The organism is Flavobacterium sp., assembly GCF_043760115.1.
Classification (GTDB): domain Bacteria; phylum Bacteroidota; class Bacteroidia; order Flavobacteriales; family Flavobacteriaceae; genus Flavobacterium.
In genome coordinates, this window is record NZ_JAYUPK010000020.1 from 1 (window position 1) to 23386 (window position 23386).

The window sequence follows — 23386 nt, forward strand, 5'->3', positions numbered from 1 at the left end:
AATAATTTGCAATAGCAATCCAAATAAATAATCCTAAAAAAGACAAACAAACCATAAATTTCATAAAACTAGAAACCAAAAACCCTAAAAAAGCTCCTGTTGCAGCTTTTAGTGCTCCTTTTTTATCATTAAAATTATAAATTAATTCTCCAATAAAGGCACCAAGAAAAAGTCCAATAATAAAACCAACAGGTGGGAAAAATAACCCAATTAATAATCCAATATTTGTTCCCCAAACTCCATATTTTGTTCCGCCAAATTTTTTTGTGCCTTTAGCCGGAATTGTATAATCCAAAATCGAAATTGTAATGGTTACTACCAAAGTAATTCCTAAAATCCAATAATTCGCTTCGACAACTTTTGTTAAATATAAAAGTAATAATCCCAACCAACTAATTGGTGGTCCAGGTAAAATTGGTAAAAAACTTCCCAAAAGTCCAATAATACAACAAGTTAAACCTAGAATAATTAATATAAAATCCATAAAATAATTTTTAGTATTTTTGATGCGTAATAAAATAAAACGAATATGAGAAAAATAGTTCAAATAATTACATTAACTATCTTAATTTTTGCTTTTTCAGCTACTGTTTTTTCACAAGAAAAAATCAGTAATTTGATAGATGGACAACTTAAAGAATCACTTTATAACAAATATAAAAAAGAAGTTCAAGCTTACGATAAAAAACAATTTGATACTTTATTTTTCGATTTTTTTTCAAAACAAAGTGATAAAAAAATAACGCTTACCAAAGAAGAATATTACACCTTTACGGTAAAAATAGCAATTTATTCAGAAAAACTTGGGTTACTTTATAAAGAGCAAAAAGTAGAATCTTTAAAAGCCAAGCAAGATTGGTTAGAAAAAAATTATCAAGAATATTTAGATTCCAAGAAATAATAATAAACACTTTGAAAAAAATTACTGCAATTTTATTGTTTCTTTTATTACAATCTTGTCAATATTTTGAGAAGCAAATTCCATCTGAAAAAGAACTTCTTGATAAAAGATTAAAAGAAATTAATTGGAAAGAAGTAGACGAATATCCATCGGTTTTAGAATGCGAAAAACTAACAGATGAAGTTCAACGAAAACAATGTTTTTTTGAATTTTTAACTAGCACAATTCAGCAAAAATTAAATATTGACACTTTGTCTATAATGTATCCAGAACTAGACACTATTGAAGTAAAAGTCACAGTAAATACTGATGCAACAATGCTTTTTGAACCACAATTTCCTCAAGATTCTGTTGCATATGATAAAGTAAAAATTGATAGCATTCTGCGCGCAAGATTAATAGATTTACCTAAAATAAATCCTGCTTTAAAACGCGGAATTCCTGTAAAAACCCAATTTATTTTACCAGTAATTTTAAAAGTAGAGTAATTATTTATTGAACTTTCTGCCTTTCCAAGAAAAACTACCAAATAAAGAATAAATTCCAACACTGCTACAGAATATAGGATAAATTAAGCTACTTGCAATTGGAAGTAAAAATTTTCCATTTCTCAAATAAACATTCGATTTAAAAAGTAAAATATAATCAATAGCATATTTAATTAAAAATACTATTACCAAAGTTTCCCACTTTATTGTCACACTGAGTGCTGCTGAAGTGTCCAAAACTCGCATCCCAAAACCTAGAACTAAAGAAACATTCATCAACAACACAACAACAGCTAAAATTTTAGAATAAATACCAGAATAGGATGAGGTTTTACTTGCCCAACGAACGCGTTGCATAAACAATTTATACAAATCATTTTCAGGTTTTGTTGTAACAATTGTATCAATATTTTTTAAATAATGTACTTTATCTGAATGATTTTTTATAGCTTTTTGTAATAAAAAAACATCATCGCCACTTGCTATTTTATTATTTCCACCAAATCCTCCAATTTCATTAAATAGTTTTTTGGTGTAAGCAAAATTTGCTCCGTTGCAAATAAATGGTTTTCTAATTCCAAAACTGCCAATTGTTGTTCCTTGCAAACTCAACAAATCCAATTGTTGAAAATGATGAAACCAATTGTTTTTAGTTTTGTAAACCACTGCACCAACAACCATTTCTGCATTATTTTTTTGAATAAAATTATCTAAAGTCAATAGCCAATTTTTATTTACTGTACAATCAGCATCGGTTGTTACAATCCATTCGTGTTTAAGAATAGGAATTGCTCTAGAAATAGCATCTTTTTTGGGTGAATTTGATAACCGCAAATTTTCTAATAATGTAGTTTCAATTAAGCCGTTTTCCATTCTCCATTTCGTGTAAACTTTTTCAGAATTGTCTTTAGAAAAATCATCTACCATTATCAATTCAAATAATTCTTTAGGATAATTTAAATTGGAAATCGATTTTAAAAGCTTTTGCAAATTCTTCTCTTCATTCCGAAAAGGTACAATTATTGAGAATTTCGTTGTAGGTTTTTCTTCAGTTCTAACAAATGTTTTCACTTTGCCAAAACCAAAAATCAGTTGCAGAATAAACACAATATAAATTACTAAAACAATGTACATTATAATATCAATCATAAGTAAAGATTTTACACGAATTGCACGAATTTACACAAATTAAAAGATTTCACAAATAGTATTCTTAATGAAACTTAATATCTTAATGATTTAAAATTGCGACTTAGCATCTTTGCGAGATAAAATTAGAAAACTAATCAAGTTTAATTTTTAAAATCTTTGCGACTTAGCGTCTTCGTGGCAAAACCTTAAAAGTCATTACATAATAACTACCAAAAACCACTGGCATAACTACATTTAAAAACCACATCAACATAGTTACAAAAACCACAATCCATTCGTTAACGCCAAGCAAACCAAAGAAATAAATTGCCAAACTTCCTTTTAATGCAAAATCTAAAAACTGAAAACTTGGTACAATCGAAGCTAAAAAATAAACTGTTGTAATTGTTGCCATTAAAGTCGTGTAGGGCAAATTTACATCAAATGCCAAAAACAAAAAATAATATTGATGCGAAAAAATAAGGTATCTACAAAATCCTAAAATCAAATTCTTACGATGAATTTTCTTCGGAATTTCATTGATTTTTTCAATCAAATCTTCAATAGAATAACCTTTAATTTTTATTTTTTTAGTAAAATAGGACAACAAAAAAAATGATATTGTAATTATTATAATTCCGAAACTCCAAAAACCAATGTTTTTGTCACACTGAGCGCAGTTTAAGTGTAAAAGTATCATTCCTATAATTCCAAATATTCCTGTCGCAACAATTTGAATTCCGTTGCAAATTAAATTAAGAAAAATAATTTTTTTAGTATCTTTTTTCTCAAAATACAATGCTTTTCCGGCATATTCGCCTACACCAACTGGAGTAAAAACGCCCAATGTTAAAGCTGCAAGAACTTGTTTAGTAGCTTCATTTATAGTAATAGGTTTTACAACTTGTGCCAAGTTTTGCCATTTCAAAATTTCAAAAAAACGATTCAAAAAACTAAACAATAAGATAAACAAAATCCCAGCAAACGATTGATTTTTATAAAATAATATTAAAAATTTATCCCAATCTAGTTTGTCATTGTTAGCCAGTTGATTGTAAATAAAATAAAATGCACCAACAACAATCAAAAGTTTGACTGAAAAAACCAAGAATTGTTTAGCTTTGTGAGGAATTGTAATCATTGTTGCAAAGAAACAAAACTTTAAAAGAAGTAACTTATACTTTATTGGAGAAATCGGTTTATATTTATGGAAAGTATTGAAAAGAGTTTTATTAGTGATGTAATTGTAAAAGTTAGACAAGCACAATATGAAGCTTTAAAAGCAGTTAATATTCATTTAATAAATTTGTATTGGGAAATTGGAAAATCCATTTCTGAAAAACAAGTAGAAAGCTGGGGTAAATCAGTAGTTCCTAATTTGTCTAAAGAATTGCAAAAGGAGTTTCCAGAGGTAAGTGGGTTTTCTGTTACAAACTTATGGTTAATGGCTCAGTTTTACACTGAATATCATTTGCTTGAAAATCTCCAACCATTGGTTGGAGAAATTAGTTGGACTAAACATATTGTTATAATGACAAAATGTAAAGATAATACACAAAGACAGTTTTATACAGTTGCAACAAAAAAATTTGGTTGGACAAAAGACGTTTTGAGGCATCAAATAGAAAATAAAACCTACGAAAAGTATTTGCTCAATCAAACCAACTTTGACGAAACAGTTCCGGAGAAAATTAAAAATCAAGCAATTTTAGCTGTAAAAGACCATTATAATTTTGATTTTTTAGAACTAAATGATTTTCATTCAGAAAGAGAGTTGGAGTTAGAATTAATAAAAAATGTTAGAAAATTTCTAATAGAAATGGGACATCATTTTACATTTGTAGGAAGTCAATTTAATCTCAATGTAAACGAAAAAGAATATAAAATCGACTTATTATTATACCATAGATTACTTCAATGTTTGGTTGCTATAGATTTAAAAATAAACGATTTTGAACCTGAGCATAAGGGAAAAATGGAATTTTATTTAAATGTTTTAAACGACAAAGTAAAATTACCAAACGAAAATGATTCAATAGGAATTATAATTTGCAAATACAAAGATCGAACTGTTGTTGAGTATTCATTAAAGAACACGCAAAATCCTATTGGAGTTGCAACTTATTCCACATCATCAGTTTTACCAGAAAAATACAAAGATTTTTTACCAAACAAGCAGTTAATTGAAGAACGATTAAATGAATTTTTAAATTTAAAAACAGAAGATTAATTCTTCAACTAAACAATTGGCAAACGAAAGAATAATTTTAGGAATTGATCCAGGAACAACAATTATGGGTTTCGGATTGATAAAAGTAGTCAACAAGAAAATGGAATTCTTGCAGTTGAACGAGTTGATATTGAGTAAATACGATGATCATTATACCAAATTAAAAGTAATTTTTGAACGTACAATAGAGTTAATAGAAACCCATCATCCAGATGAAATTGCAATTGAAGCACCTTTTTTTGGTAAAAACGTACAATCAATGTTAAAATTAGGAAGAGCACAAGGCGTTGCAATGGCAGCAGGATTATCACGTCAAATTCCGATTACCGAATATGAACCCAAAAAAATAAAAATGGCGATTACTGGAAATGGAAACGCCAGTAAAGAACAAGTTGCCAAAATGTTACAACAATTATTAGGATTAAAAACATTACCAAAAAATCTCGATTCAACAGATGGATTAGCAGCAGCAGTTTGTCATTTTTTTAATTCAGGAAAAGTGGTTGGTGAAAAAAGTTATACAGGTTGGGATGCTTTTGTAAAGAATAATGAAAATAGAGTTAAGAAGTAGTGTTCAGTTGGCATTTCTGAGCAATGAACACTGAACACTGAATACTAAAACATGAGCGGAATCTACATCCACATACCTTTTTGCAAACAAGCGTGTCATTATTGCGACTTTCATTTTTCAACTTCAATGAAAAAGAAAGACGAGATGGTTTTGGCATTGGCTAAAGAAATTGAAATGCGTAAAAATGAGCTTTTCGACTGCGCTCGAAGTGACAACGAAATTATAGAAACCATTTATTTTGGTGGTGGAACGCCAAGTATTTTAGAAGTTTCAGATATAAAATTATTAATTGATACAGTTTATAAACATTTCAAAGTTGTAGAAAATCCAGAAATTACAATCGAAGCCAATCCTGATGATTTATCTCCAGATTTGTCATTTAAAGGAACGAGGAATCTTTTTGAAGAATTCAAAGCAATTGGAATAAACAGACTATCTATAGGAATTCAATCTTTCTTTGAAGACGATTTAAAGTTGATGAATCGTGCTCATAATTCGGCGGAAGCCAAAGAATGTTTAGAATTTGCTACAAAATATTTTGATAATATTTCCATTGATTTAATTTATGGAGTTCCAAATATGAGTAATGAAAAATGGCTTCAAAATATTGAAACTGCTTTGTCATTTAACATTCCGCATATTTCTAGTTACGCTTTAACGGTTGAACCAAAAACGGCTCTGCATACATTTATTCAAAAAGGAATTATTCCGCAACCAGATGATGAAGTGGCTCAAGAACATTTTCAAATTCTAGTAGATAAATTATCTGAAAATGATTTTATTCACTACGAATTATCCAACTTTGGGAAAGAAAATTATTTTTCTAAAAACAATTCTAGTTATTGGCTGGGTAAAAAATATATCGGAATTGGACCTTCGGCGCACAGTTATGATGGTGATTCTCGCAGTTGGAATGTGTCTAATAATTCGTTGTATTTAAAATCAATATCCGAAAATAAACTACCATCAGAAACTGAAAAACTCACTCAAACAGATAGATACAACGAATATGTTATGACAGGTTTGCGAACTATTTGGGGAATTTCATTGGACAGAATTGAAATTGAATTTGGCAAAAGTTATTTAGATTATCTCAATCAACAAGCCGAGAAATATATTGAAGATCATTTATTATTTGTAGATGAAAATATTTTAAGAACTACTAAAAAAGGAAAGTTTTTGAGTGATGGAATTGCTTCCGACCTATTTATGCTGAACTAGTTTCAGCATCTGTTGAATTTTAAGAAAAATGTGTGAACTAGTTTCAGCATCTGTTTAATCTGAATTCTTGAGCTGAATTAATTTCAGTTTATTTCAGATTCTCAATATTAAATTTAGTTGTTCTAAATTTATTTCAGAATTTCAAATTCTTGTATAAAATTTAATACTAAATATGATTAAAGGATACACATATATAATGACAAACAAAAACTTTTCCGTATTATATGTTGGAGCTACAAAAGACTTAAAATATAGAATTGAATGTCATAAAGATGGAACTGGAGCTGCTTTTACAAAAAAGTATAACGCTACTTTTTTAATATATTTTGAGGAGTTTGATGATTATAGAGATGCATTTGTAAGAGAAAAACAATTAAAGAATTGGCATAAAGATTGGAAATGGAATTTAGCAAAAGTTTCAAATCCTGAATTAAAAGATTTATATTTGGAGTTATAAATTAGTGTCTTTTTAACACGTTTACATAAAGTTGAAAAGATGCTGAAACAAGTTCAGCATAAATGAAAGCAACAATCAACAACTACCAAATCGACTTATCAAAACCAATTGATATTTCAATTCCTTTATCAAATACAGATAAAAACCCAATTGCGTGGTACATTGAAAAACCCGAAATGGAACCAGTTGTTTTTGGCGATTGGATAGGAAGTGTAAAAAAAGGAGCGTCAACAAATTTCAATAACATTTTCTTCAATCCACACGGACACGGAACGCACACCGAATGTCTCGGACACATAACACGAGAATTTTATTCTATAAATCAGTGTTTGAAACAGTTTTTCTTCACAGCAAAATTAATTTCTGTTGAGCCAGAACTTATTGACGGTGATTTGGTAATTACAAAACAACAAGTTCATCATTTTTTTGTCATTTCGACGCAGGAGAAATCACATAATCAAATCCATAATCCTCAAGCTATTATTATAAGAATGCTTCCAAATTTAGATTCGAAAAAACATAAAAATTATTCAAATACAAATCCACCATATTTATCTGAGGAAGCAGCAATTTACATTCGAGAAATCGGAATTCAACATTTATTAATAGATTTGCCAAGTGTTGATAGAGAAGAAGATGAAGGAAAATTATTGGCACACAAAGCGTTTTGGAATGTTAAAGACATAAATAATTTGAATAAAGATGCGCGAATGAATTGTACCATTACCGAAATGATTTTTGTAGAAAACGAAATTCTAGATGGAAGTTACATATTAAATCTGCAAATTGCTTCGTTTGAAAATGATGCAAGTCCAAGCAAACCAATTATTTATAGTTTGGAGTAAGGAGTTATTAGTTTGGAGTAAGGAGATATTAGTTTGGAGAAAGTGTAGTTATGAGAAAATAGTTTATTAAAATTGTATTATGGATTATAGAGATTTATTAGCTTATAAAAAGTCATTTACATTAGCAATGTTGATTTTTGAAGTTTCAAAGAATTTTCCCAAAGAAGAAAAGTATTCATTAACTGATCAAATTAGAAGAAGTTCAAGAAGTGTTACCGTAACAATAACTGAATCATACAGAAAAAGAGTTTATCCTAAGAATTTTTTTAGTAAACTTACTGATGCTGAGGCAGAAAATTCTGAAACTCAAGTATGGTTAGATTTTTCAAAGGCTTGCGGTTATTTGTTAGAATCAAAGTATAATGAACTCACTGGTTTAAATAATGAAGTTGGAAAAATACTATATTATATGATGAATAATCCGGATAAATTTGGTTCAAGTAAAATATAATAATTGCACTTTTATACTCCTAACTATCAACATAAATCTCCAAACTCTAAACTCCAACTGAAATGAACATTCAACAACTATACGAATTCTGTTTATCCAAAAAAGGAGTTACCGAACATTTTCCTTTTGATGAAGATACTTTAGTTTTTAAAGTTGGCGGAAAAATGTTTGCACTTTCATCGTTATCAGATTGGGAAAAAGGAACACCATCTTTAAATTTGAAATGCAATCCAGAACATGCAGAAGAACTTCGTGCCGAATATGTAGCCATAAATCCAGGTTATCATATGAGTAAAATTCATTGGAATACTGTTGATTTTAACAGTGATGTTTCAGTTAAAATGATGCGAGAATTAATTAATGATTCTTATGATTTGGTTTTTAAAAGTTTGACCAAAAAAATTCAAAATGAAATAAACGAAATAGAAAATTAGGCATTACTTTTGATGAAAGATTAAAAAAACATAGAATCGAAAGATGATAAAACAAGTTCAGCATAAATTAACAGATACTGAAACAAGTTCAGTATAAAAGTTCAGAATAAATGATAGAGAATTTAAAGAAAATATTAAACGAAGATCAAGATCCAAAAGCAATTGAAAAAATTACTGCAAAATTGAATAATCTTCTAATGTCTAATGAAGAAATAGGATATATTGCTGTGCAAAAAAAACCAGCAGTAACTATTTTTCCAGATAGTGTTGTGGTTACCAATAAACGAATTATTTTGTGCAAACCAAAAAACTTAGGTTTATCAATGGAATTTATTGATTATGATTGGGATGATATTGCAGGAAGTTTTGTAAAAGAAGGAATTCTTGGTGCTGAATTTACTTTTTCAACCAAATCAGATTTAACGCATACTATTGATTATTTGCCAAAAAATCAAGCTCGAAAACTATATACCTACGCTAAAGAACAACTTGATTTATTGAAGAATCCTTTTGTAAACACTTCTATTTCTCAAGACGTTAAAGTTACGGAAGATGAAAATCTGAATCAAGTTCAAATTGAAGAAATTCCTCTTGAAACTTATGAAGATGAGAATCTGAATCAAGTTCAGATTGAAGAAATTGAAGAAATGGAAACAGAAGAAGTGACGAGTTTTGCTGACATTATTCCAGTTTCTCAACCTGTTTTTAATGCAGAACCACAAAATCAATTTTCGCAAACAGAAATAAAAAATGAAAAATCATTAGCCAAATTATCACAAGACGAATTGTTTGAAAAATTGCAAAATTATAAGAAGTTATTAGATAACGGATTAATTATGCAAGGCGAATATGATACTTATAAAAAAGAGATTTTGAGTTTTATGTAATTGTAAAAAGTATAAAATAATTAAATAATTTTAAAATTATCAAATGTTCTTCCATTCAAATCAATACATTTAAGATATGTATCATTAGAAATCATATCTTCATAATTTTGATTAATATATTTAATTACAACGTCAAGATGATGAACTGCTTTTTTAAAATGTAGGCTATATGTCATACTTGCCTGTTGGATATCGTCTCCTTTTTTAAAATTCTCATTCAATAAATATCTTGACCGTCTTGATAATTGACATAATTTACTATAAGATAGAAAAGTATTCTCATCAAGTTTACCAATCGATAACGCATTGTAAGGATTTATTACCTCTTCAACTTGATTATGTGTGAGATAGTTTTTATTAGTTTTTTTAACAATATGAGCATTCATTAAATGAAGTGCAGTGTAAAAACAAATTGTTACTTGCCAATCCCAACTATCATCAACAGAGGAATTAACTTTTGATAAAAAATCTAAATTTTTCTTAGAATGGGCGATATGTTCATCAAATGTAGCCAAATATTATCTAGAAGGTATAGATACTTTTGTATAATGACTTGGAACATCTAATAAATCTCTTTCTTCGATTATAGTAGAAGATATGTGAAATCCAAATTTGGAATATCTTGAGTTTAATTTAGCTTGAGACAATATCAATACGTTTTCAGTTTCTTCATCATCATTATAAATTTCAGCCCAAACTAAAATTTTACTTTCTGACATTTCTAATCCTAATTGTTTTGGAAATTTTTTTGATACTAAGAGTTCCGCAACATAATCATTTAGCAAATTAGAAATAAAATAAGTTGTAGACAATTCTCTTGCCATTACACTCATTGTTTCTGCATTCCCATCTATCATTTTGTTGTAAAGTGCTTTTTTTTCAGCATCCATAATGTCATTATGAAATAATTGCTCATCAAACCGTAAGCTAGATACCATCTCATCAAACCATTTTGAAGCATCATTAACTATTGAAGTCTTACCTGTCAAAACGTTATTTTGCATATTTGATTTTATTTCTAAAGAATTAGTTTTCACAAAAATAGATTTTTTTCTTAAATAAAATAATTTATATCGATAAACTACTTAATTCACCAATCAATATAAAGAATAATCTTACATTGAATTCTTTTGCTTTTCAACAAATCCATCAGCTTGTAATTTCAATAATTCTATAGCGCCTTTTTTCTTGTAGTTGTAAAGTTCTTTGTCTTCTTTAATGTCTGCATATACTTTATCATATATTTCTGCATCGGTTTTTCTTTGCAAATCACTTTGATAACGATTTTGCGCTAACATATTTTTAATTCCCATTTCGGCATCTTCTTGTTTAAAATCGTATTCGCCTTTAGGTGAAAGTAATTTGGCAATAATTGGAGAAGTTTCTATTGCCAAAAACAACAGCATAATGAATATTGATGGCAACGAAGGTAGTTTGTTTAGTGCATTTATTCGTGCCATTAATCCGTCAAAACCATCAATAATTGGTTGAGTTTCGGTTACTTTTTTGTCTAAATCGGCTTGTAATGTCTTAGCTTTGGTTTCTTTTTCGGTAATTTTTACTGCGTTTGCGGTTTTTAACGAATCCAATTGTTTTAATTGAGCATCGTGTTTCAATCTTTTCTCGGCATAAACTGGACCTTTTCCTAGTTTTTTAGTTCCAGATGTTCCTTCGGCTTCAGTTATATAAGTTGCATATAAATCATTTACTTCTTTTTCTTTTTTACGAATGTCACTTTTTAAACTGTCAATTTCGGCTTTGTTTTTATCAACATCGGTTTGAAAATAATTGGTAACTTGCTTCTTGTTGGCCATTGCCATTTCGTTTTTTTCTTTTAGCAAAACGGTAGCAATTTCTTTCTCGAAAATCTTAATTTCCAATGGTTTTGAAATTACAATAGCAATGATAATCGCCAAAATAATTCTTGGTGTTGCCTGAATAAATTCGTCTAGAAAATTACCTCTTTTTTTTATGGTTGAAACAATAAATCTGTCAAGATTAAATATTAGTAAACCCCAGATTAATCCGAAGAAAACTGCTAAATAAACCGAATCAAAAACGGTAAAAAGCGCATAACTACTGGCAATAAAAGCCATAATTGCGGTAAAGAAAACTGTAGCTCCAATTCCGGCATATTTATTTTGTTCGCCGTTGGAACAACCATTCACAATGTCGGTATCAATACCAGAACAAAGAAGGAAGAATTTTTTTAACATGATTGATTGATTTTGATTTGATGATGTAATACAAATTTAACGCCAAAAATTATTGAATGTTGTATAATGTTGAAAGTTTATATTTACAGTTTTGAATATATACAAAGTTGTATATTTATAAAATGTAAAAATCCGCTTGATTAGAGCGGATTTAATTATTTGTTTTATGGGTAAGTATCCATCATACATTCTAAAAAAGGTTCATCTGTTAAATTATCTATTTGCCTACTAGTCATTTTTTTGTATTTCTCTCCTAGGCAATCAACGATGTCGTCTAAATGATGATCTGAAATTTTATTTATTTTATTTGATTCCATTTGTTTTAAAATCATTTTTTTAATTGACTCTTTTGTTCCTATAAACTCTCCATTTTTTGAATAAATATATTTTTTAGAGTATTTTTTTTCTCTTTGCTCTCTCAAGAATTTTCCGCATTTGTTTAAACTTCTATTTAAAAGTGAATCACTATCAATTGATTTTTTCAGTTCTTTAATAAAACAATCGCATATAAATTCTTTTTCATCATTAGTTAAAATATCGCTTTTATTTAAAACTCTATTATTTAATGAGTCTCTAATACTCTGGGTTGTACCAATTAATTTTCTATCAATAGTATAAACTTTTGGATTGGTTAAGTAATCTTTATTATACCCTTTTTCACTATTTTTCTGTATTGGACTTTGAGTTGAACTATTCTCTTTACATGCTAAAAAAAGAAAGAAACAAAAGAAAAATAATAATTTAATTTTGAATTTCATGATTTTATATTTATTTACTCATTTCAACAAAATACTTATAAAACAAAGGAATAGTTTCAATACCTTTTAAGTAGTTAAAAATTCCAAAATGTTCATTTGGTGAATGAATTGCATCAGAATCTAAACCAAATCCCATAAGTATAGTTTTAGATTTTAATTCTTTTTCGAACAAAGCTACGATAGGAATACTTCCTCCAGAACGTACTGGAATTGCAGGAACTCCAAAGGTTTCAGTATAAGCTTTGTTGGCAGCTTTGTAACCAATACTGTCAATTGGCGTTACATAACTTTGTCCGCCATGATGCGGTTTTACTTTTACTGTTACGCCACTTGGAGCAATGCTTTCAAAGTGTTTTGTGAATAATTCGGTAATTTGTTCCCAATCTTGATTTGGTACTAATCGCATAGAAATCTTGGCAAATGCCTGACTTGCAATTACTGTTTTTGCGCCTTCGCCAATATATCCACCCCAAATTCCGTTTACGTCTAATGTTGGTCTGATGGAATTTCTTTCGTTAGTTACATATCCTTTTTCGCCATAAATGTCGTTGAGCATCAATGCTTTTTTATAATTATCTAAATTGAAAGGCGCTTTTGCCATTTCGGCTCTTTCTTCTGTAGATAATTCTTCTACATTATCATAAAATCCAGGAATAGTAATATGATTGTTTTCGTCATGAAGCGAAGCAATCATTTTGGCTAAAACATTTATGGGATTGGCAACTGCGCCACCATAAAGTCCCGAATGTAAATCGCGATTTGGTCCTGTAACTTCAACTTCAACATAACTTAAACCACGTAAACCTGTTGTAATTGATGGTTGTTGGTTGGAAATCATTCCAGTATCTGAAATTAAAATTACATCGCAAGCTAATTTTTCTTGGTTTTCTTGAACAAATATGCTTAGGTTTTTAGAACCAACTTCTTCTTCGCCTTCAATCATGAATTTTACATTACAAGGCAAAGAATTACTTTGAATCATATATTCAAAAGCTTTTACATGCATATACATTTGACCTTTATCGTCGCAAGATCCACGAGCAAAAATGGCTCCTTCTGGATGAATTTCGGTAGTTTTTATTACAGGTTCAAATGGTGGCGAAGTCCAAAGTTCTAATGGATCTGGTGGTTGAACATCATAATGACCATATACTAAAACTGTTGGAAGACTTTTATCGATTATATGTTCGCCAAAAACTATTGGGTAACCTGCAGTTTCGCAAATTTCAACAAAATTACAACCTGCTTTTTCAAGACTTTCTTTAACAGCTGTTGCAGTTTTTATTATGTCTTTTTCATACGATTTGTCTGCACTTACTGATGGAATTTTAAGTAATTCGATTAGTTCCTTGATGAAGCGTTCTTTATTTTCTTGAACGTATTGTTTTATAGTGTCCATTTTAAATATAAAATTGATAATGTCAAATATACGAATTCAAAAATCAATTACAATTGCATTTTTAAAAATCAATTTCAATAAAAAATGAATTCTCGAAATTTATATAATTTGTCATCTTGAGTGCTTCCAAAATTTCTATAGAAGTATTGTAAACTGAATCAATTTTTTTTCAATAAGATTTACTTTTCTAAATTTAAATCAATACTATTTGCAATTTAAAAATAATGACTATATTTGCACTCACAAATTTCGCGGATATGGTGAAATTGGTAGACATGCCAGACTTAGGATCTGGTGCCGCGAGGCGTGTAGGTTCGAGTCCTATTATCCGCACTTTTTAAAATTATAAAACCCTTAAAATCAACATTTTAAGGGTTTTTTATTTTCTATTTTGCCGAAATTTTGCCGAAAGATTATTTGTTTTTACTTAATTTTCTGAATGTTTTGCCACCAGTTGCAATAATATGATTTCTTAAAATGGTAGTATATCTTAAATTATATAAAAGTGATGACTGATTTATTAATTGCTCGTAGTCCTCTTTATTTACGCATACTTTGTCGTTATGAATTGTACTATAATTGCTTTTTACATTGTAATAGAGTTCACTCAAATCATAAAAAAGAGTGTCGTCAATTTTTGAATTGCTATAATCTAAAATTGTTTCAGGTTCTTCATCTTGAGTATCGTAAAAATTAATATTTGCGCCTCTATCAATAAAATATTCAAATATTTCAACGTGTGGAGCGTATTTTATTACTATCTGTAAAAATGGAGTTTTAAAAATATCATCTGTAACGAAATTTAGGTTTAATCGCCTATCAATTAACAAATCAAAAATTAATTTATAAAATGCAAATTGTTTTTGATTATAACCATTTTCAAGAATTATAATTAATAAATTTTGCTTTTCCTTTTCGGACAAACTTTGTTTTAAAAATTCGGTTTTGAATAAGTCGTAATCAATTTTATTTACAGCATTTAAAAAATTTCCAGTATCCATAATTTCTTAATTTTCAAATTCTATTCCAAAAAAGGCAGTAAAATAAAAAACAAGTTAGATGTCTAAATTTACTATGTTAATTATAACGTGGTAAATTTACATTACATTTTTACCATGTAATTGATTATGTGGTAAAAAAATGTTCTTTTTTTACCACGTTATTCATTCATCAATATTTTTATAAGGCGACTATTTATGTAATAATTTGATTTTCCAACTTTAATTTTCTCTACAAAACCAAATTCTGCAATTTTATCTAAATAATTTTGAGCAGTTCTTTTATTAATTCTCAACTCTTTTTCTAAAAACTCAATTTTGGTGTAAGGATTTCTAAATAAATTATTAATTAAATCTTGACTGTAAATTTTAGGTAATTGGTTTTGAATGTCAATTTTGTAATTATACATCAAATCGTTTATTTCAGTTATCAGATTAATGGTTTGCTTTGCTGTAACTTCGATACTTTTTAGAAAATATAAAATTAAATGCTCCCAGTCATTTTTAGTTCTAACATCTTGCAAAACTTGATAATATTTGGCTTTGTTTTGGGTAATGTAACGACTCAAATACAAAATCGGAATATCCAATAATCCTTGCAATACCAAGTATAAAATATTGATTATACGACCAGTTCGACCATTGCCATCATAAAATGGGTGTATGCTTTCAAATTGGTAATGAATAATTGCCATTTTTATCAGAGGATCCAGGTTAGAAAATTCATTATCATTTATAAATTTTTCTAGGTTACTCATTAAGTCCAAAACTTCGTTTGCGCTTTGTGGTGGTGTGTAAACAGTTTGACCTTTTGAATTGACTAATTTTGTTCCTGCTTGTGTTCTAAATCCAGCATTGTTTTCTAATAACTCTTTTTGAATTGCTAGAATATGTTTGTTTAATAAAAGTTGTTCGTTCCTTACAATTTCAAAACCAAGTTTTAAACCTCGTGCATAATTAAACACTTCTTTTGAAGCTGGATTTTTACTATCAATGAAAATATTTTCTTTGTATAAGTCGTCGTGAGTAGTGATGATATTTTCTATTTCGCTACTATCTTTTGCTTCCTGCAATGTCAACGTATTGATTAAAATACTTTCGTTTGGAATTGTTTTAGAAGTTCCTTTAAGTTCGGCTAAATAGCGATGCGACAATGATAGTTGCTTTAGTATTGCAATGGTTTCAATTTCTTGAACTGGTGGTAATGGTTGTAGTATAAAATTTTCGTTTATCATAATTCAAATGTAATAAAAAGTTACGTTGCAATGCAATTGCAATTTTTAAATTTATTGGTTTTTAGCAGTAAAAAATAAAGTTTTATTTTTTTTCTTGGAAAACAACTTACACTACTTACACTACTTACACTTTGTCAACGTTTATAGTATCTAACAAATGGTTTTACAACTTACACTAACTTACACTTTTAAGAACCAACTTACACTAATCTGTTTTTAAGTTTTATTTTTAGTGTAAGTTAGTGTAAGTTAGTGTAAGTTGTTGTTTTCAAAAATAGCACTTGTTAAGTATTGATTTTATTGATTTAGTGTAAGTAGTGTAAGTAGTGTAAGTTGTTTTAGAACATTTTAAATTTATTGCAATTAGTCAATATTATCTTTATATTTTACTGCATATTTTGTAGTGGTTGCACCTCTTATTTTTCTGTACTTTAAACTTGTTAATGCCTTACCAATAGTGAAGTTATTTAGTTTTATACTTGGAGCAAAACCAGCTAAATAATGTTGAATTTCTGTACTTGTTAAGATTTTTGTTTCTTCAGTTGTAGTTGGAATTTCTAAAAATCTACATATCAAATCTTTTTCAGGCGATTGCATTTGAAATTTTGCATTTCTCAATTCGTTTATACTCATATCTTGAGATGTAATTGTTTCATCAAAATTTTTATCATTTGACAAATAAAATGCCTGTGCCCATAAATTATTTATATCAAAAGTTGTTTTATAACTAAAATCAATTTTATCAGCTACAAAACATAACCAACGAACTGAACCAGTTTCATCGTGTAAAAAATTAGTCAAATTAGTTGAACCAATGAAATTGGCTACACGTCTAACAACAATTTCTTTTTTGTCATAAGGAAACCTAACTTTTATTTTATCAGCACTAAATAATGATTTCAAAGTATTTATTTCTTGCCTTGATAAAGATGCTAATTCGTCAAGATTAATAATGAAATTTTGGGTTAGAGCAATTTTTGCGTCTTTTTCATCTTTTGGCAAATCGTCTTTTAGGTAATTTGATAATATCTGAGGACATAAAAATCTAATCCAAGTTGTTTTACCTATGTTTTGTCCTTTGCCTTCATCAGAAATTACAAAAGCATTTTTATTGAAGTAATTATCGTTTGTTGCGCATTTTACAGCACGAACACACCATTTTTTAAAGTGGTAGTTGTATTGTTCTTTGTCTTCTTCAGGAGCTAGTTTTATAAAGTCTGCATATAGTGTTATGTAATCAGTTTTTTGATCCCAAACTGGCAAATTTTCAAAATAATTAATTAGCGGATTAAATTTTGGGACAAAATCACTTTTTAAAATTTTTTCTAGTGTTGAAGCTGGAACTTTAATACTCTTTTTTTGCATTTCAATCCAAAGAGAATTTTCGTTTATTTCAGTCCATTCTTTTAAATCTTTTTTACTTACTTCAATTTCATTTGCAATAATATTGTGTCTTATATTATAATGTTCATTTAAGTAATCTTCAGTAATATGAATTATTGTAGTGATTTGATTTTCTTTGGTTGGTTCTACAACATTTTTATTTTTTACTGCTAAATCAATAATTTTTTGAAAATCTTGGGCGGAATGCTCTTGGAAATAATCGGTAATGTCGTACCCTTTTATGTTTTCGTTTTTTGGTAACTGTAATTGTAAAATTTTTGGATACAATTTTGTTAAGTTTTGCATTCCGATAGTTCCTGTATCATCTGCATCAAAACATACAAATAAATTATTGCAACGTAATTGCAATAGTTCTATATTTTCTTTTTTAGAGTGTATAGAACCACTACCAAAAGTAATTGTATTAAACCCTCTTGAATGTGCAATAATTGTATCTTTTTCGCCTTCACAAATTATAAGATTTTCTACTTTTTCTGATAATTGCTCTAGTCCGAAAATTAAATTTTTTGGAAATGGTGGGAGTACGTTTTTTTTAATTCCTACTTCAAGTTGATTTGGTATGTACAATTTAAAATTTTTATCCAATTCAAAAGCAAAAGCCAAACTCTCTTTTTTTGTATAAATTGGTTTTTTGCCAGTCCAACAATAATTTGATATTGAATGTACTGTGTATTTTTCTAAAATAGTCTTATCAACTCCTAGCTTATTCCAGTATTCTAAGTCTAAAGGAGTAAAATCACGAATTGCAATACTTAATTTTTTTGCTACTGGTTCTATTGCAATGTTATTATTATTTTGTTGCAATGGTATTTCAATAGAAGTTGTTTCAATATTTAGATCTGATACAGTTACTTTTGGCTTTACTTCAGTAATAGAATAATCATTAATTAAATTTGTTGCAACGGTATTGCAATTTTGTTGCAACGTTTTCTTTTTTACTGTACTTGAGCTTTCGGAATTTATTAAATATTCAATATTCATTTCTTTTGCAATAATTTGTAATACTTCAATAAATTGTGTGTTGTTATCCAAATTATTTAAGTAAGCAACAAACTGCCAAACGTCGCCTTGTTTCGTAGAACTGTTGCACTTAAAAGTACCATTTGCATAAACTTTAAATGATGGTTTTTTATCCTCGCTAAACGGACTTGAAATGTTACCTTTAAGAAAACTATCACTTCCTATAAATTTTGTATAAATAGCATTAATATTTGTATGCTTTAATATTATATCTTTGCTTAGTGTATTGCTTTTCATAGCATAAATTTTTATTAACCGTTGCAATGGTGTTGCAACGGTTTTTTTATTAGTAATAATTATTTTATGTTAATTTAATTTGTAACCTTTTGGTAAACCATACGTTTCTACATATTCCATAAATTCGTTATGCTCTATTCTCTTACTAAGAATTGAAAATCCTTTTTCTATAAGTATTTCATTTATTTGTTTTCTAATTGTTTTTTTTGACATTTGATTTACGTACATAGTTACTAATTCACTTTTAGTTGCACTATACGGAAGTGGTTTTTTTTCGTTATCCATTTTTGTTTAATTTTAATTATATTTGAAAATTCAATTGGCATTGAATTTTGAATACTTTAAACCATTGCAACACCATTGCAATGGTTTTTTATTATAATTACTTTTTTTTAACGTGAATAATTTAAAACTGGAATGAAGCGCTGCCAAATTTTCACGTTATTTTGTCTACAATCATAAATTGTTCGGTGGCGGAACCGAAAAATACTCACGTTAAACTTTTACAATTATTTAGCTTTACTCCAGAAAAAAAACAATCAACCTGAACTGTTTTATTTTTTACTGCAATTATTCATTGCAATGTTTTTAAATTTTAATTGCAATTTAATTGCAATGGTATTTCAATTGTGTTATGCACTAATTTACCATTTTATTATTTTTTAAACCTAGTGTTTACAGGCGTTGCAATTCATTGCAATTCTATTGCAATGAAATTGCAATAGAATTGCAATGAATTGCAATGATTTATTGTAACAATTGCAATGGTATTTCAATTGCTTTTTAACTAGAACTTAAACTTTGTTGTTTAGCAAGTTGAATTTTAAAATTGTTTGCTTCTATTGACATTTGTTTATTCATTATTTTAAAATACTTAGAATTAACACGTCGTTGTTTATTTAAAATTCCTTCGGTTGTAATAACTTTTACTTTAGATGTATTTTTTTTCATTGCAATGTTTTTTAATTTTTATTGCAATGTTTTTATAAAATCATTGCAATAGTGGTTTATACTAATTTAGTGTTTTGGTAATTTTGTAACCTAGTGTTTACAGGCGTTGCAATAGTATTGCAATGTTTTTTACAAATCATTGCAATGATATTGCAATGATATTGCAATGTTTTTATCAATTCATTGCAATAGCATTGCAACACTATTTTAATGGATTATTAATTGTGTTGGATTGTTTTTTCTAAATGGTGTGTTTGTACCAATAGTTTGCCTTTATTACTTGTAAAGCAAGAAAAATGCTTTTTAATTTTAAAAATGTGTTTAAAATAATTTTTGAGTGCATCAACTTTATAAAGTACATCGGTTCTAATTTCGTTATCATTAGATGTTGTACTTTCTAAAAAATACTTTAAAGTTTGGTTAAATGTTTTCTTAGCAACCTTATAACAGGTTACACTTTTACAATTCATAGTTTCGTTGAAAAAATTAATTGTAAACACGTGGTTCTGGTTATCTCTTACGTGAGTTTCAATTTCTTTGTAATATTCTAATGAATTGGTAAAAAACTCAAAAATAGTACCTCTATTAGAAGTATCTCTAAGTTCAAAATAATCGGAAGTTAACCAACCTAATAATAAGTTATCGATACACGGTTTTAAGTCCTTGTAAGCGAATTTATCTACTAAATTGTGTGTTGCAATGTTAAATTGTTCTTGCAGTTCCTGTGCAGTTAAAACGCATTGCGTTTCGTTGTTTTTTGTGTTTCGCATTTGAAAATTTATTTAAAAAAGATTTAAAAAATAGGGTAATCACTGCGAAACACATTAATTTAATAACTGCTTTTCGGACTTGCACCGATATGTTACCCCAAGAAGTTTTTTTGGAAATGAAAAGAAAGTTTTTCATAGCAGTTAATTTGTAATTAAAATGTTTCGCACGACAAAAGTAAAAATAATTTTGAATTAAAATGAATTAAGACGAAAATTTATTCATTTGTTGCAATGCTAGTAAAATTTCTTGTTTTTTGTAACGCACTTTGTTGCCAATTTTATAAGCAGGAAGTAAGTCTTTTTTAGTCCAGTCCCAAAGTGTAACAAGCGAAATAGATAGCATTTCGCAAGTTTCTTGGCGTGTAAGTAGTTTATCAATTTCAGGATTTTGCAAAGTTTCTGCATATCCTTTAAGTGCGTTGGTTACGTCTTTTACAATTTCGTTTTTAAAATCGTTGGCGTTGGTGTTTTCTAATTGTAGAATTTCTTTGCTCATAATAATTTGTATTAATTATGATGCAAACTTAATTGGGTTTAATTCGTGGGTGTACACCCATTGATACGCCCTATTTAATTTCATTCAATTTTTTCCTCATTTCTTCTAAATGAGTATTTGACGTATATCTAGCACGATTTTCATTAGAATAATCAGTTAAAACACTTACATTTCCTTTAATTGAACGAATGTTTTGATTACCAGTTATAATTGATATAATTTCATATTGAGAAGTTAAAGAAAGATTTTTTACTTTATCTAAATTAAAAAATCCTATTTCGTGAAGCATTGCTATTGCCTTAGGAAAACTTGCTTTTTCAAAGTCAATTTTATCATTCTCTTGAAGTTCAAAATCAGTTATTTCAAAGTCACTTTTTGGATATAATTTATTAGCCAAAGATTTATAAGTTTCGGTATCTTCAATAGAAATTGACTTGTAATATTTTATTTCAAAATCTTTGAAATCATTTAATTTAAACATCATTACAAAAAACATTGAATTATTGGTAAGAAGTCTTGAAATTTCGTTTATTGCTTCAAACAACGCTAAGTCTATTATATATTTCTCATAAGAATAATTTAAAGTTAAATCTAAATTCATTTTGTGAAATTCAGTTTTTAATTCATTTTTTAATATTTCTTCTGTTTCATCTGTTCCATAAATAGTGTAACGTGAATTATATAATGAATGCAAATTTTTAAAGCTATCATTTGGAAATATTTTTTCTTTATAATCAAAAAAATATTTTGAAATTAAGTTAACTGTAAAATGATATGCTTTTTTTTCATTTTTGTATTTAATTAAAAAGTTCTTCACCAAAATTTCTATTTTGCTATAGTACTTTGAGTAGAAGTAATCATATTTTTTTATATGTTCCATTTATTCTATATTTTCTTTGTCCCAATGATTTTTTAATTTTTGTGCGTTTTCTTTGGGAGAAATTTTAATGTATTTTAAAAATTGACTTTCTGTTTTATGTCCAGTTATTGCCATAATGGTCATATTGGGTAAGTTTCCGTAAAGATTTGATGCAAAGGAACGCCTACAGGTGTGCGAGGTAATTAATTCGTGTTTTGGGTAGGTTCCGAACTCCTTTCGGTTCTTATTTTTTGAAATAATTGCAATATTTGGAAAAAAATCTTTGTCATCTTTTTTATTAATCATTTTTGCACCTTCAACCATTTCTATAAATCCAGCTTCTTTGCAAACTTCTTTTACATATTCGTTAAATTTTGCATCAGATATTTGATTTGGTAAGTTTCCGTTTCTTTTTTGTAGAATTTCTTTAATTTGTTGGTGTAATGGTATTACAACTGGATAAGAAGTTTTAGCCGTTTCAATTTCAATATTTCCATCAATGATATTGATTTTCTTTAACTGCATAAAATCTGAAATTCGTAATCCAGTACGCAATCCAATTATAAAATTATCTCTTACGTTTTCCAATCTTTCGGAATAACTAAAATCGTGGTTAAAAACCGTGTTTATTTCGCTTTCGGTAATGTAAACATCTTTAGTTTTGTTAGATATTGTAGAAAATTCGGAATGTCGATATTGTTGATTTATTGGTAATCCTTCAATATCAATAATTTTGCACCACTTTTTTAAATTGGTAACATAGCCACCAATAGTATTATTGTTGATTTTTTCGATATTTTGGCAGTAAAATAAAAAGTTTCGATAAAATTCAAGTCCAATATCTTGGAATCGCAACTTTGTATTAAAATGTTTTTCGTAGTTATCTAGTTTGTATTTTGTAGTTACATAGTGTTGAATAGTTCTTTTTTTTACTGGTACGCCTTGATATAATCGCATTGGACTTTCATTAATAAATTTTTGAATCCAATCAATAAAATAAATGGTGTGAAGTTCTTTTTTGTCAGCTCGACCAAAGAAATTTTTTATTTGTTCATTAAGCCAGGTACTACTAAAATATTTTTGCTCAATTGTATCTGTATTAAATTGTTCTACAAGATAATTTTCAATTTTTCTTAGTGTAGAATTTATTTTATCTCGTTCTGGAGTATCAATATTATTTTTTACTTGCTGTTTTATTTTGCTCCAGTTATCAAACTTTACAAATAAATCTGTTTTAGTTTTTTGGTCAATTCTTTTACTATCAGTAAACCGAACATAAATATTAGAATTTTCGGATTTTGATTTTATGATAAAAAAATTGACTTTCATTTTAGCAAATTAAAGTACGAATATAAAGATTTTGTCGAAATATTGCCGAAAACTTGTTAATTTATCTTAATTCTACTTAATTGTAGTTAATTTATTTT

General features: G+C 28.0%; 27 protein-coding genes and 1 tRNA gene. 11 read left to right on the plus strand and 17 right to left on the minus strand.

The window, feature by feature from the left end; genetic code table 11:
• On the minus strand, positions 1-484 hold a 484-nt coding region (locus tag ACH2BC_RS01490), incomplete at its 3' end, for a DUF456 domain-containing protein (protein ID WP_395052186.1).
• A 45-nt stretch (positions 485-529) separates the two neighbouring features.
• On the opposite strand from ACH2BC_RS01490, the gene ACH2BC_RS01495 reads away from it, so the two are divergent.
• On the plus strand, positions 530-901 hold the full coding sequence (locus tag ACH2BC_RS01495) for a hypothetical protein (RefSeq protein ID WP_395052187.1): 372 nt from the start codon (positions 530-532) through the stop codon (positions 899-901).
• Positions 902-912: 11 nt separating this feature from the next.
• Complete coding sequence (locus ACH2BC_RS01500) at positions 913-1389, plus strand: hypothetical protein (RefSeq protein WP_395052188.1); 477 nt, start codon at positions 913-915, stop codon at positions 1387-1389.
• Here ACH2BC_RS01500 and ACH2BC_RS01505 read toward each other — a convergent pair whose 3' ends face one another.
• Together ACH2BC_RS01505 and ACH2BC_RS01510 are read right to left on the minus strand one after the other, a co-directional pair.
• Entirely contained in the window at positions 1390-2538 is a 1149-nt protein-coding gene (locus ACH2BC_RS01505; RefSeq protein WP_395052189.1) for a glycosyltransferase, read from the minus strand.
• Positions 2539-2704: 166 nt separating this feature from the next.
• The gene (locus ACH2BC_RS01510; RefSeq protein ID WP_395052190.1) at positions 2705-3661 is read right to left on the minus strand and encodes a hypothetical protein; all 957 of its coding nucleotides are present in this window, start codon (positions 3659-3661) and stop codon (positions 2705-2707) included.
• 66 nt (positions 3662-3727) lie between these two features.
• On the opposite strand from ACH2BC_RS01510, the gene ACH2BC_RS01515 reads away from it, so the two are divergent.
• The 8 genes from ACH2BC_RS01515 to ACH2BC_RS01550 all read left to right on the plus strand — a co-directional run bounded on the left by ACH2BC_RS01515 (position 3728) and on the right by ACH2BC_RS01550 (position 9616).
• A complete protein-coding gene (locus tag ACH2BC_RS01515) occupies positions 3728-4750 on the plus strand; it encodes a YhcG family protein (RefSeq protein ID WP_395052191.1) in 1023 nt (340 codons plus the stop codon).
• A 16-nt stretch (positions 4751-4766) separates the two neighbouring features.
• On the plus strand, positions 4767-5321 hold the full coding sequence (gene ruvC / locus ACH2BC_RS01520; protein ID WP_395043946.1) for a crossover junction endodeoxyribonuclease RuvC: 555 nt from the start codon (positions 4767-4769) through the stop codon (positions 5319-5321).
• A gap of 51 nt (positions 5322-5372) precedes the next feature.
• Positions 5373-6542, plus strand: a complete 1170-nt coding sequence (gene hemW / locus ACH2BC_RS01525; protein WP_395052192.1) for a radical SAM family heme chaperone HemW — start codon at positions 5373-5375, stop codon at positions 6540-6542.
• A gap of 172 nt (positions 6543-6714) precedes the next feature.
• The gene (locus ACH2BC_RS01530; protein WP_395052193.1) at positions 6715-6999 is read left to right on the plus strand and encodes a GIY-YIG nuclease family protein; all 285 of its coding nucleotides are present in this window, start codon (positions 6715-6717) and stop codon (positions 6997-6999) included.
• Between the two features lie 62 nt (positions 7000-7061).
• Positions 7062-7844: a cyclase family protein gene (locus ACH2BC_RS01535; RefSeq protein WP_395052195.1), complete on the plus strand. Its 783-nt coding sequence runs from the start codon at positions 7062-7064 to the stop codon at positions 7842-7844.
• A gap of 79 nt (positions 7845-7923) precedes the next feature.
• Positions 7924-8295, plus strand: coding sequence for a four helix bundle protein (locus ACH2BC_RS01540; RefSeq protein ID WP_395052197.1), 372 nt, complete (start codon positions 7924-7926; stop codon positions 8293-8295).
• A 62-nt stretch (positions 8296-8357) separates the two neighbouring features.
• Positions 8358-8729 carry an MmcQ/YjbR family DNA-binding protein gene (locus tag ACH2BC_RS01545; RefSeq protein WP_395052198.1) on the plus strand — a complete coding sequence of 124 codons (372 nt, stop codon included), beginning with the start codon at positions 8358-8360 and terminating at the stop codon, positions 8727-8729.
• Positions 8730-8839: 110 nt separating this feature from the next.
• Positions 8840-9616 carry a PH domain-containing protein gene (locus tag ACH2BC_RS01550; protein ID WP_395052199.1) on the plus strand — a complete coding sequence of 259 codons (777 nt, stop codon included), beginning with the start codon at positions 8840-8842 and terminating at the stop codon, positions 9614-9616.
• 20 nt (positions 9617-9636) lie between these two features.
• On the opposite strand, the gene ACH2BC_RS01555 is transcribed toward ACH2BC_RS01550, so the two are convergent.
• The 5 genes from ACH2BC_RS01555 to ACH2BC_RS01575 all read right to left on the minus strand — a co-directional run bounded on the left by ACH2BC_RS01555 (position 9637) and on the right by ACH2BC_RS01575 (position 13989).
• Positions 9637-10131: a hypothetical protein gene (locus tag ACH2BC_RS01555; protein ID WP_395052200.1), complete on the minus strand. Its 495-nt coding sequence runs from the start codon at positions 10129-10131 to the stop codon at positions 9637-9639.
• Between the two features lie 3 nt (positions 10132-10134).
• Positions 10135-10620, minus strand: a complete 486-nt coding sequence (locus ACH2BC_RS01560; RefSeq protein WP_395052201.1) for a hypothetical protein — start codon at positions 10618-10620, stop codon at positions 10135-10137.
• A gap of 111 nt (positions 10621-10731) precedes the next feature.
• Entirely contained in the window at positions 10732-11832 is a 1101-nt protein-coding gene (locus ACH2BC_RS01565) for a DUF4407 domain-containing protein (RefSeq protein WP_395052202.1), read from the minus strand.
• 164 nt (positions 11833-11996) lie between these two features.
• Positions 11997-12590, minus strand: coding sequence for a hypothetical protein (locus tag ACH2BC_RS01570; protein ID WP_395052203.1), 594 nt, complete (start codon positions 12588-12590; stop codon positions 11997-11999).
• A 10-nt stretch (positions 12591-12600) separates the two neighbouring features.
• On the minus strand, positions 12601-13989 hold the full coding sequence (locus ACH2BC_RS01575) for a dipeptidase (RefSeq protein ID WP_395052204.1): 1389 nt from the start codon (positions 13987-13989) through the stop codon (positions 12601-12603).
• A 251-nt stretch (positions 13990-14240) separates the two neighbouring features.
• On the opposite strand from ACH2BC_RS01575, the gene ACH2BC_RS01580 reads away from it, so the two are divergent.
• Positions 14241-14322 (plus strand) — tRNA-Leu (locus tag ACH2BC_RS01580).
• Positions 14323-14402: 80 nt separating this feature from the next.
• Here the strand turns inward: ACH2BC_RS01580 and ACH2BC_RS01585 are convergent.
• From ACH2BC_RS01585 to ACH2BC_RS01625, 9 genes are all read right to left on the minus strand, one after another.
• Positions 14403-14990 carry a hypothetical protein gene (locus tag ACH2BC_RS01585; protein WP_395052205.1) on the minus strand — a complete coding sequence of 196 codons (588 nt, stop codon included), beginning with the start codon at positions 14988-14990 and terminating at the stop codon, positions 14403-14405.
• A 158-nt stretch (positions 14991-15148) separates the two neighbouring features.
• Complete coding sequence (locus ACH2BC_RS01590; RefSeq protein WP_395052206.1) at positions 15149-16222, minus strand: Fic family protein; 1074 nt, start codon at positions 16220-16222, stop codon at positions 15149-15151.
• A 363-nt stretch (positions 16223-16585) separates the two neighbouring features.
• Entirely contained in the window at positions 16586-18883 is a 2298-nt protein-coding gene (locus tag ACH2BC_RS01595; RefSeq protein ID WP_395052207.1) for a VapE domain-containing protein, read from the minus strand.
• A gap of 69 nt (positions 18884-18952) precedes the next feature.
• Positions 18953-19168, minus strand: coding sequence for a hypothetical protein (locus tag ACH2BC_RS01600; RefSeq protein WP_395052208.1), 216 nt, complete (start codon positions 19166-19168; stop codon positions 18953-18955).
• A gap of 498 nt (positions 19169-19666) precedes the next feature.
• A complete protein-coding gene (locus ACH2BC_RS01605; protein ID WP_395052209.1) occupies positions 19667-19834 on the minus strand; it encodes a hypothetical protein in 168 nt (55 codons plus the stop codon).
• Positions 19835-20052: 218 nt separating this feature from the next.
• Positions 20053-20604, minus strand: a complete 552-nt coding sequence (locus ACH2BC_RS01610; protein WP_395052211.1) for a hypothetical protein — start codon at positions 20602-20604, stop codon at positions 20053-20055.
• 202 nt (positions 20605-20806) lie between these two features.
• Positions 20807-21100 (minus strand): helix-turn-helix domain-containing protein, encoded by a 294-nt coding sequence (locus ACH2BC_RS01615; protein WP_395052212.1) that lies wholly within the window; start codon positions 21098-21100, stop codon positions 20807-20809.
• A gap of 70 nt (positions 21101-21170) precedes the next feature.
• Positions 21171-21917: a hypothetical protein gene (locus ACH2BC_RS01620; RefSeq protein ID WP_395052214.1), complete on the minus strand. Its 747-nt coding sequence runs from the start codon at positions 21915-21917 to the stop codon at positions 21171-21173.
• A 63-nt stretch (positions 21918-21980) separates the two neighbouring features.
• Positions 21981-23288 (minus strand): tyrosine-type recombinase/integrase, encoded by a 1308-nt coding sequence (locus ACH2BC_RS01625; RefSeq protein WP_395052216.1) that lies wholly within the window; start codon positions 23286-23288, stop codon positions 21981-21983.
• Between the last annotated feature and the right edge of the window lie 98 nt (positions 23289-23386).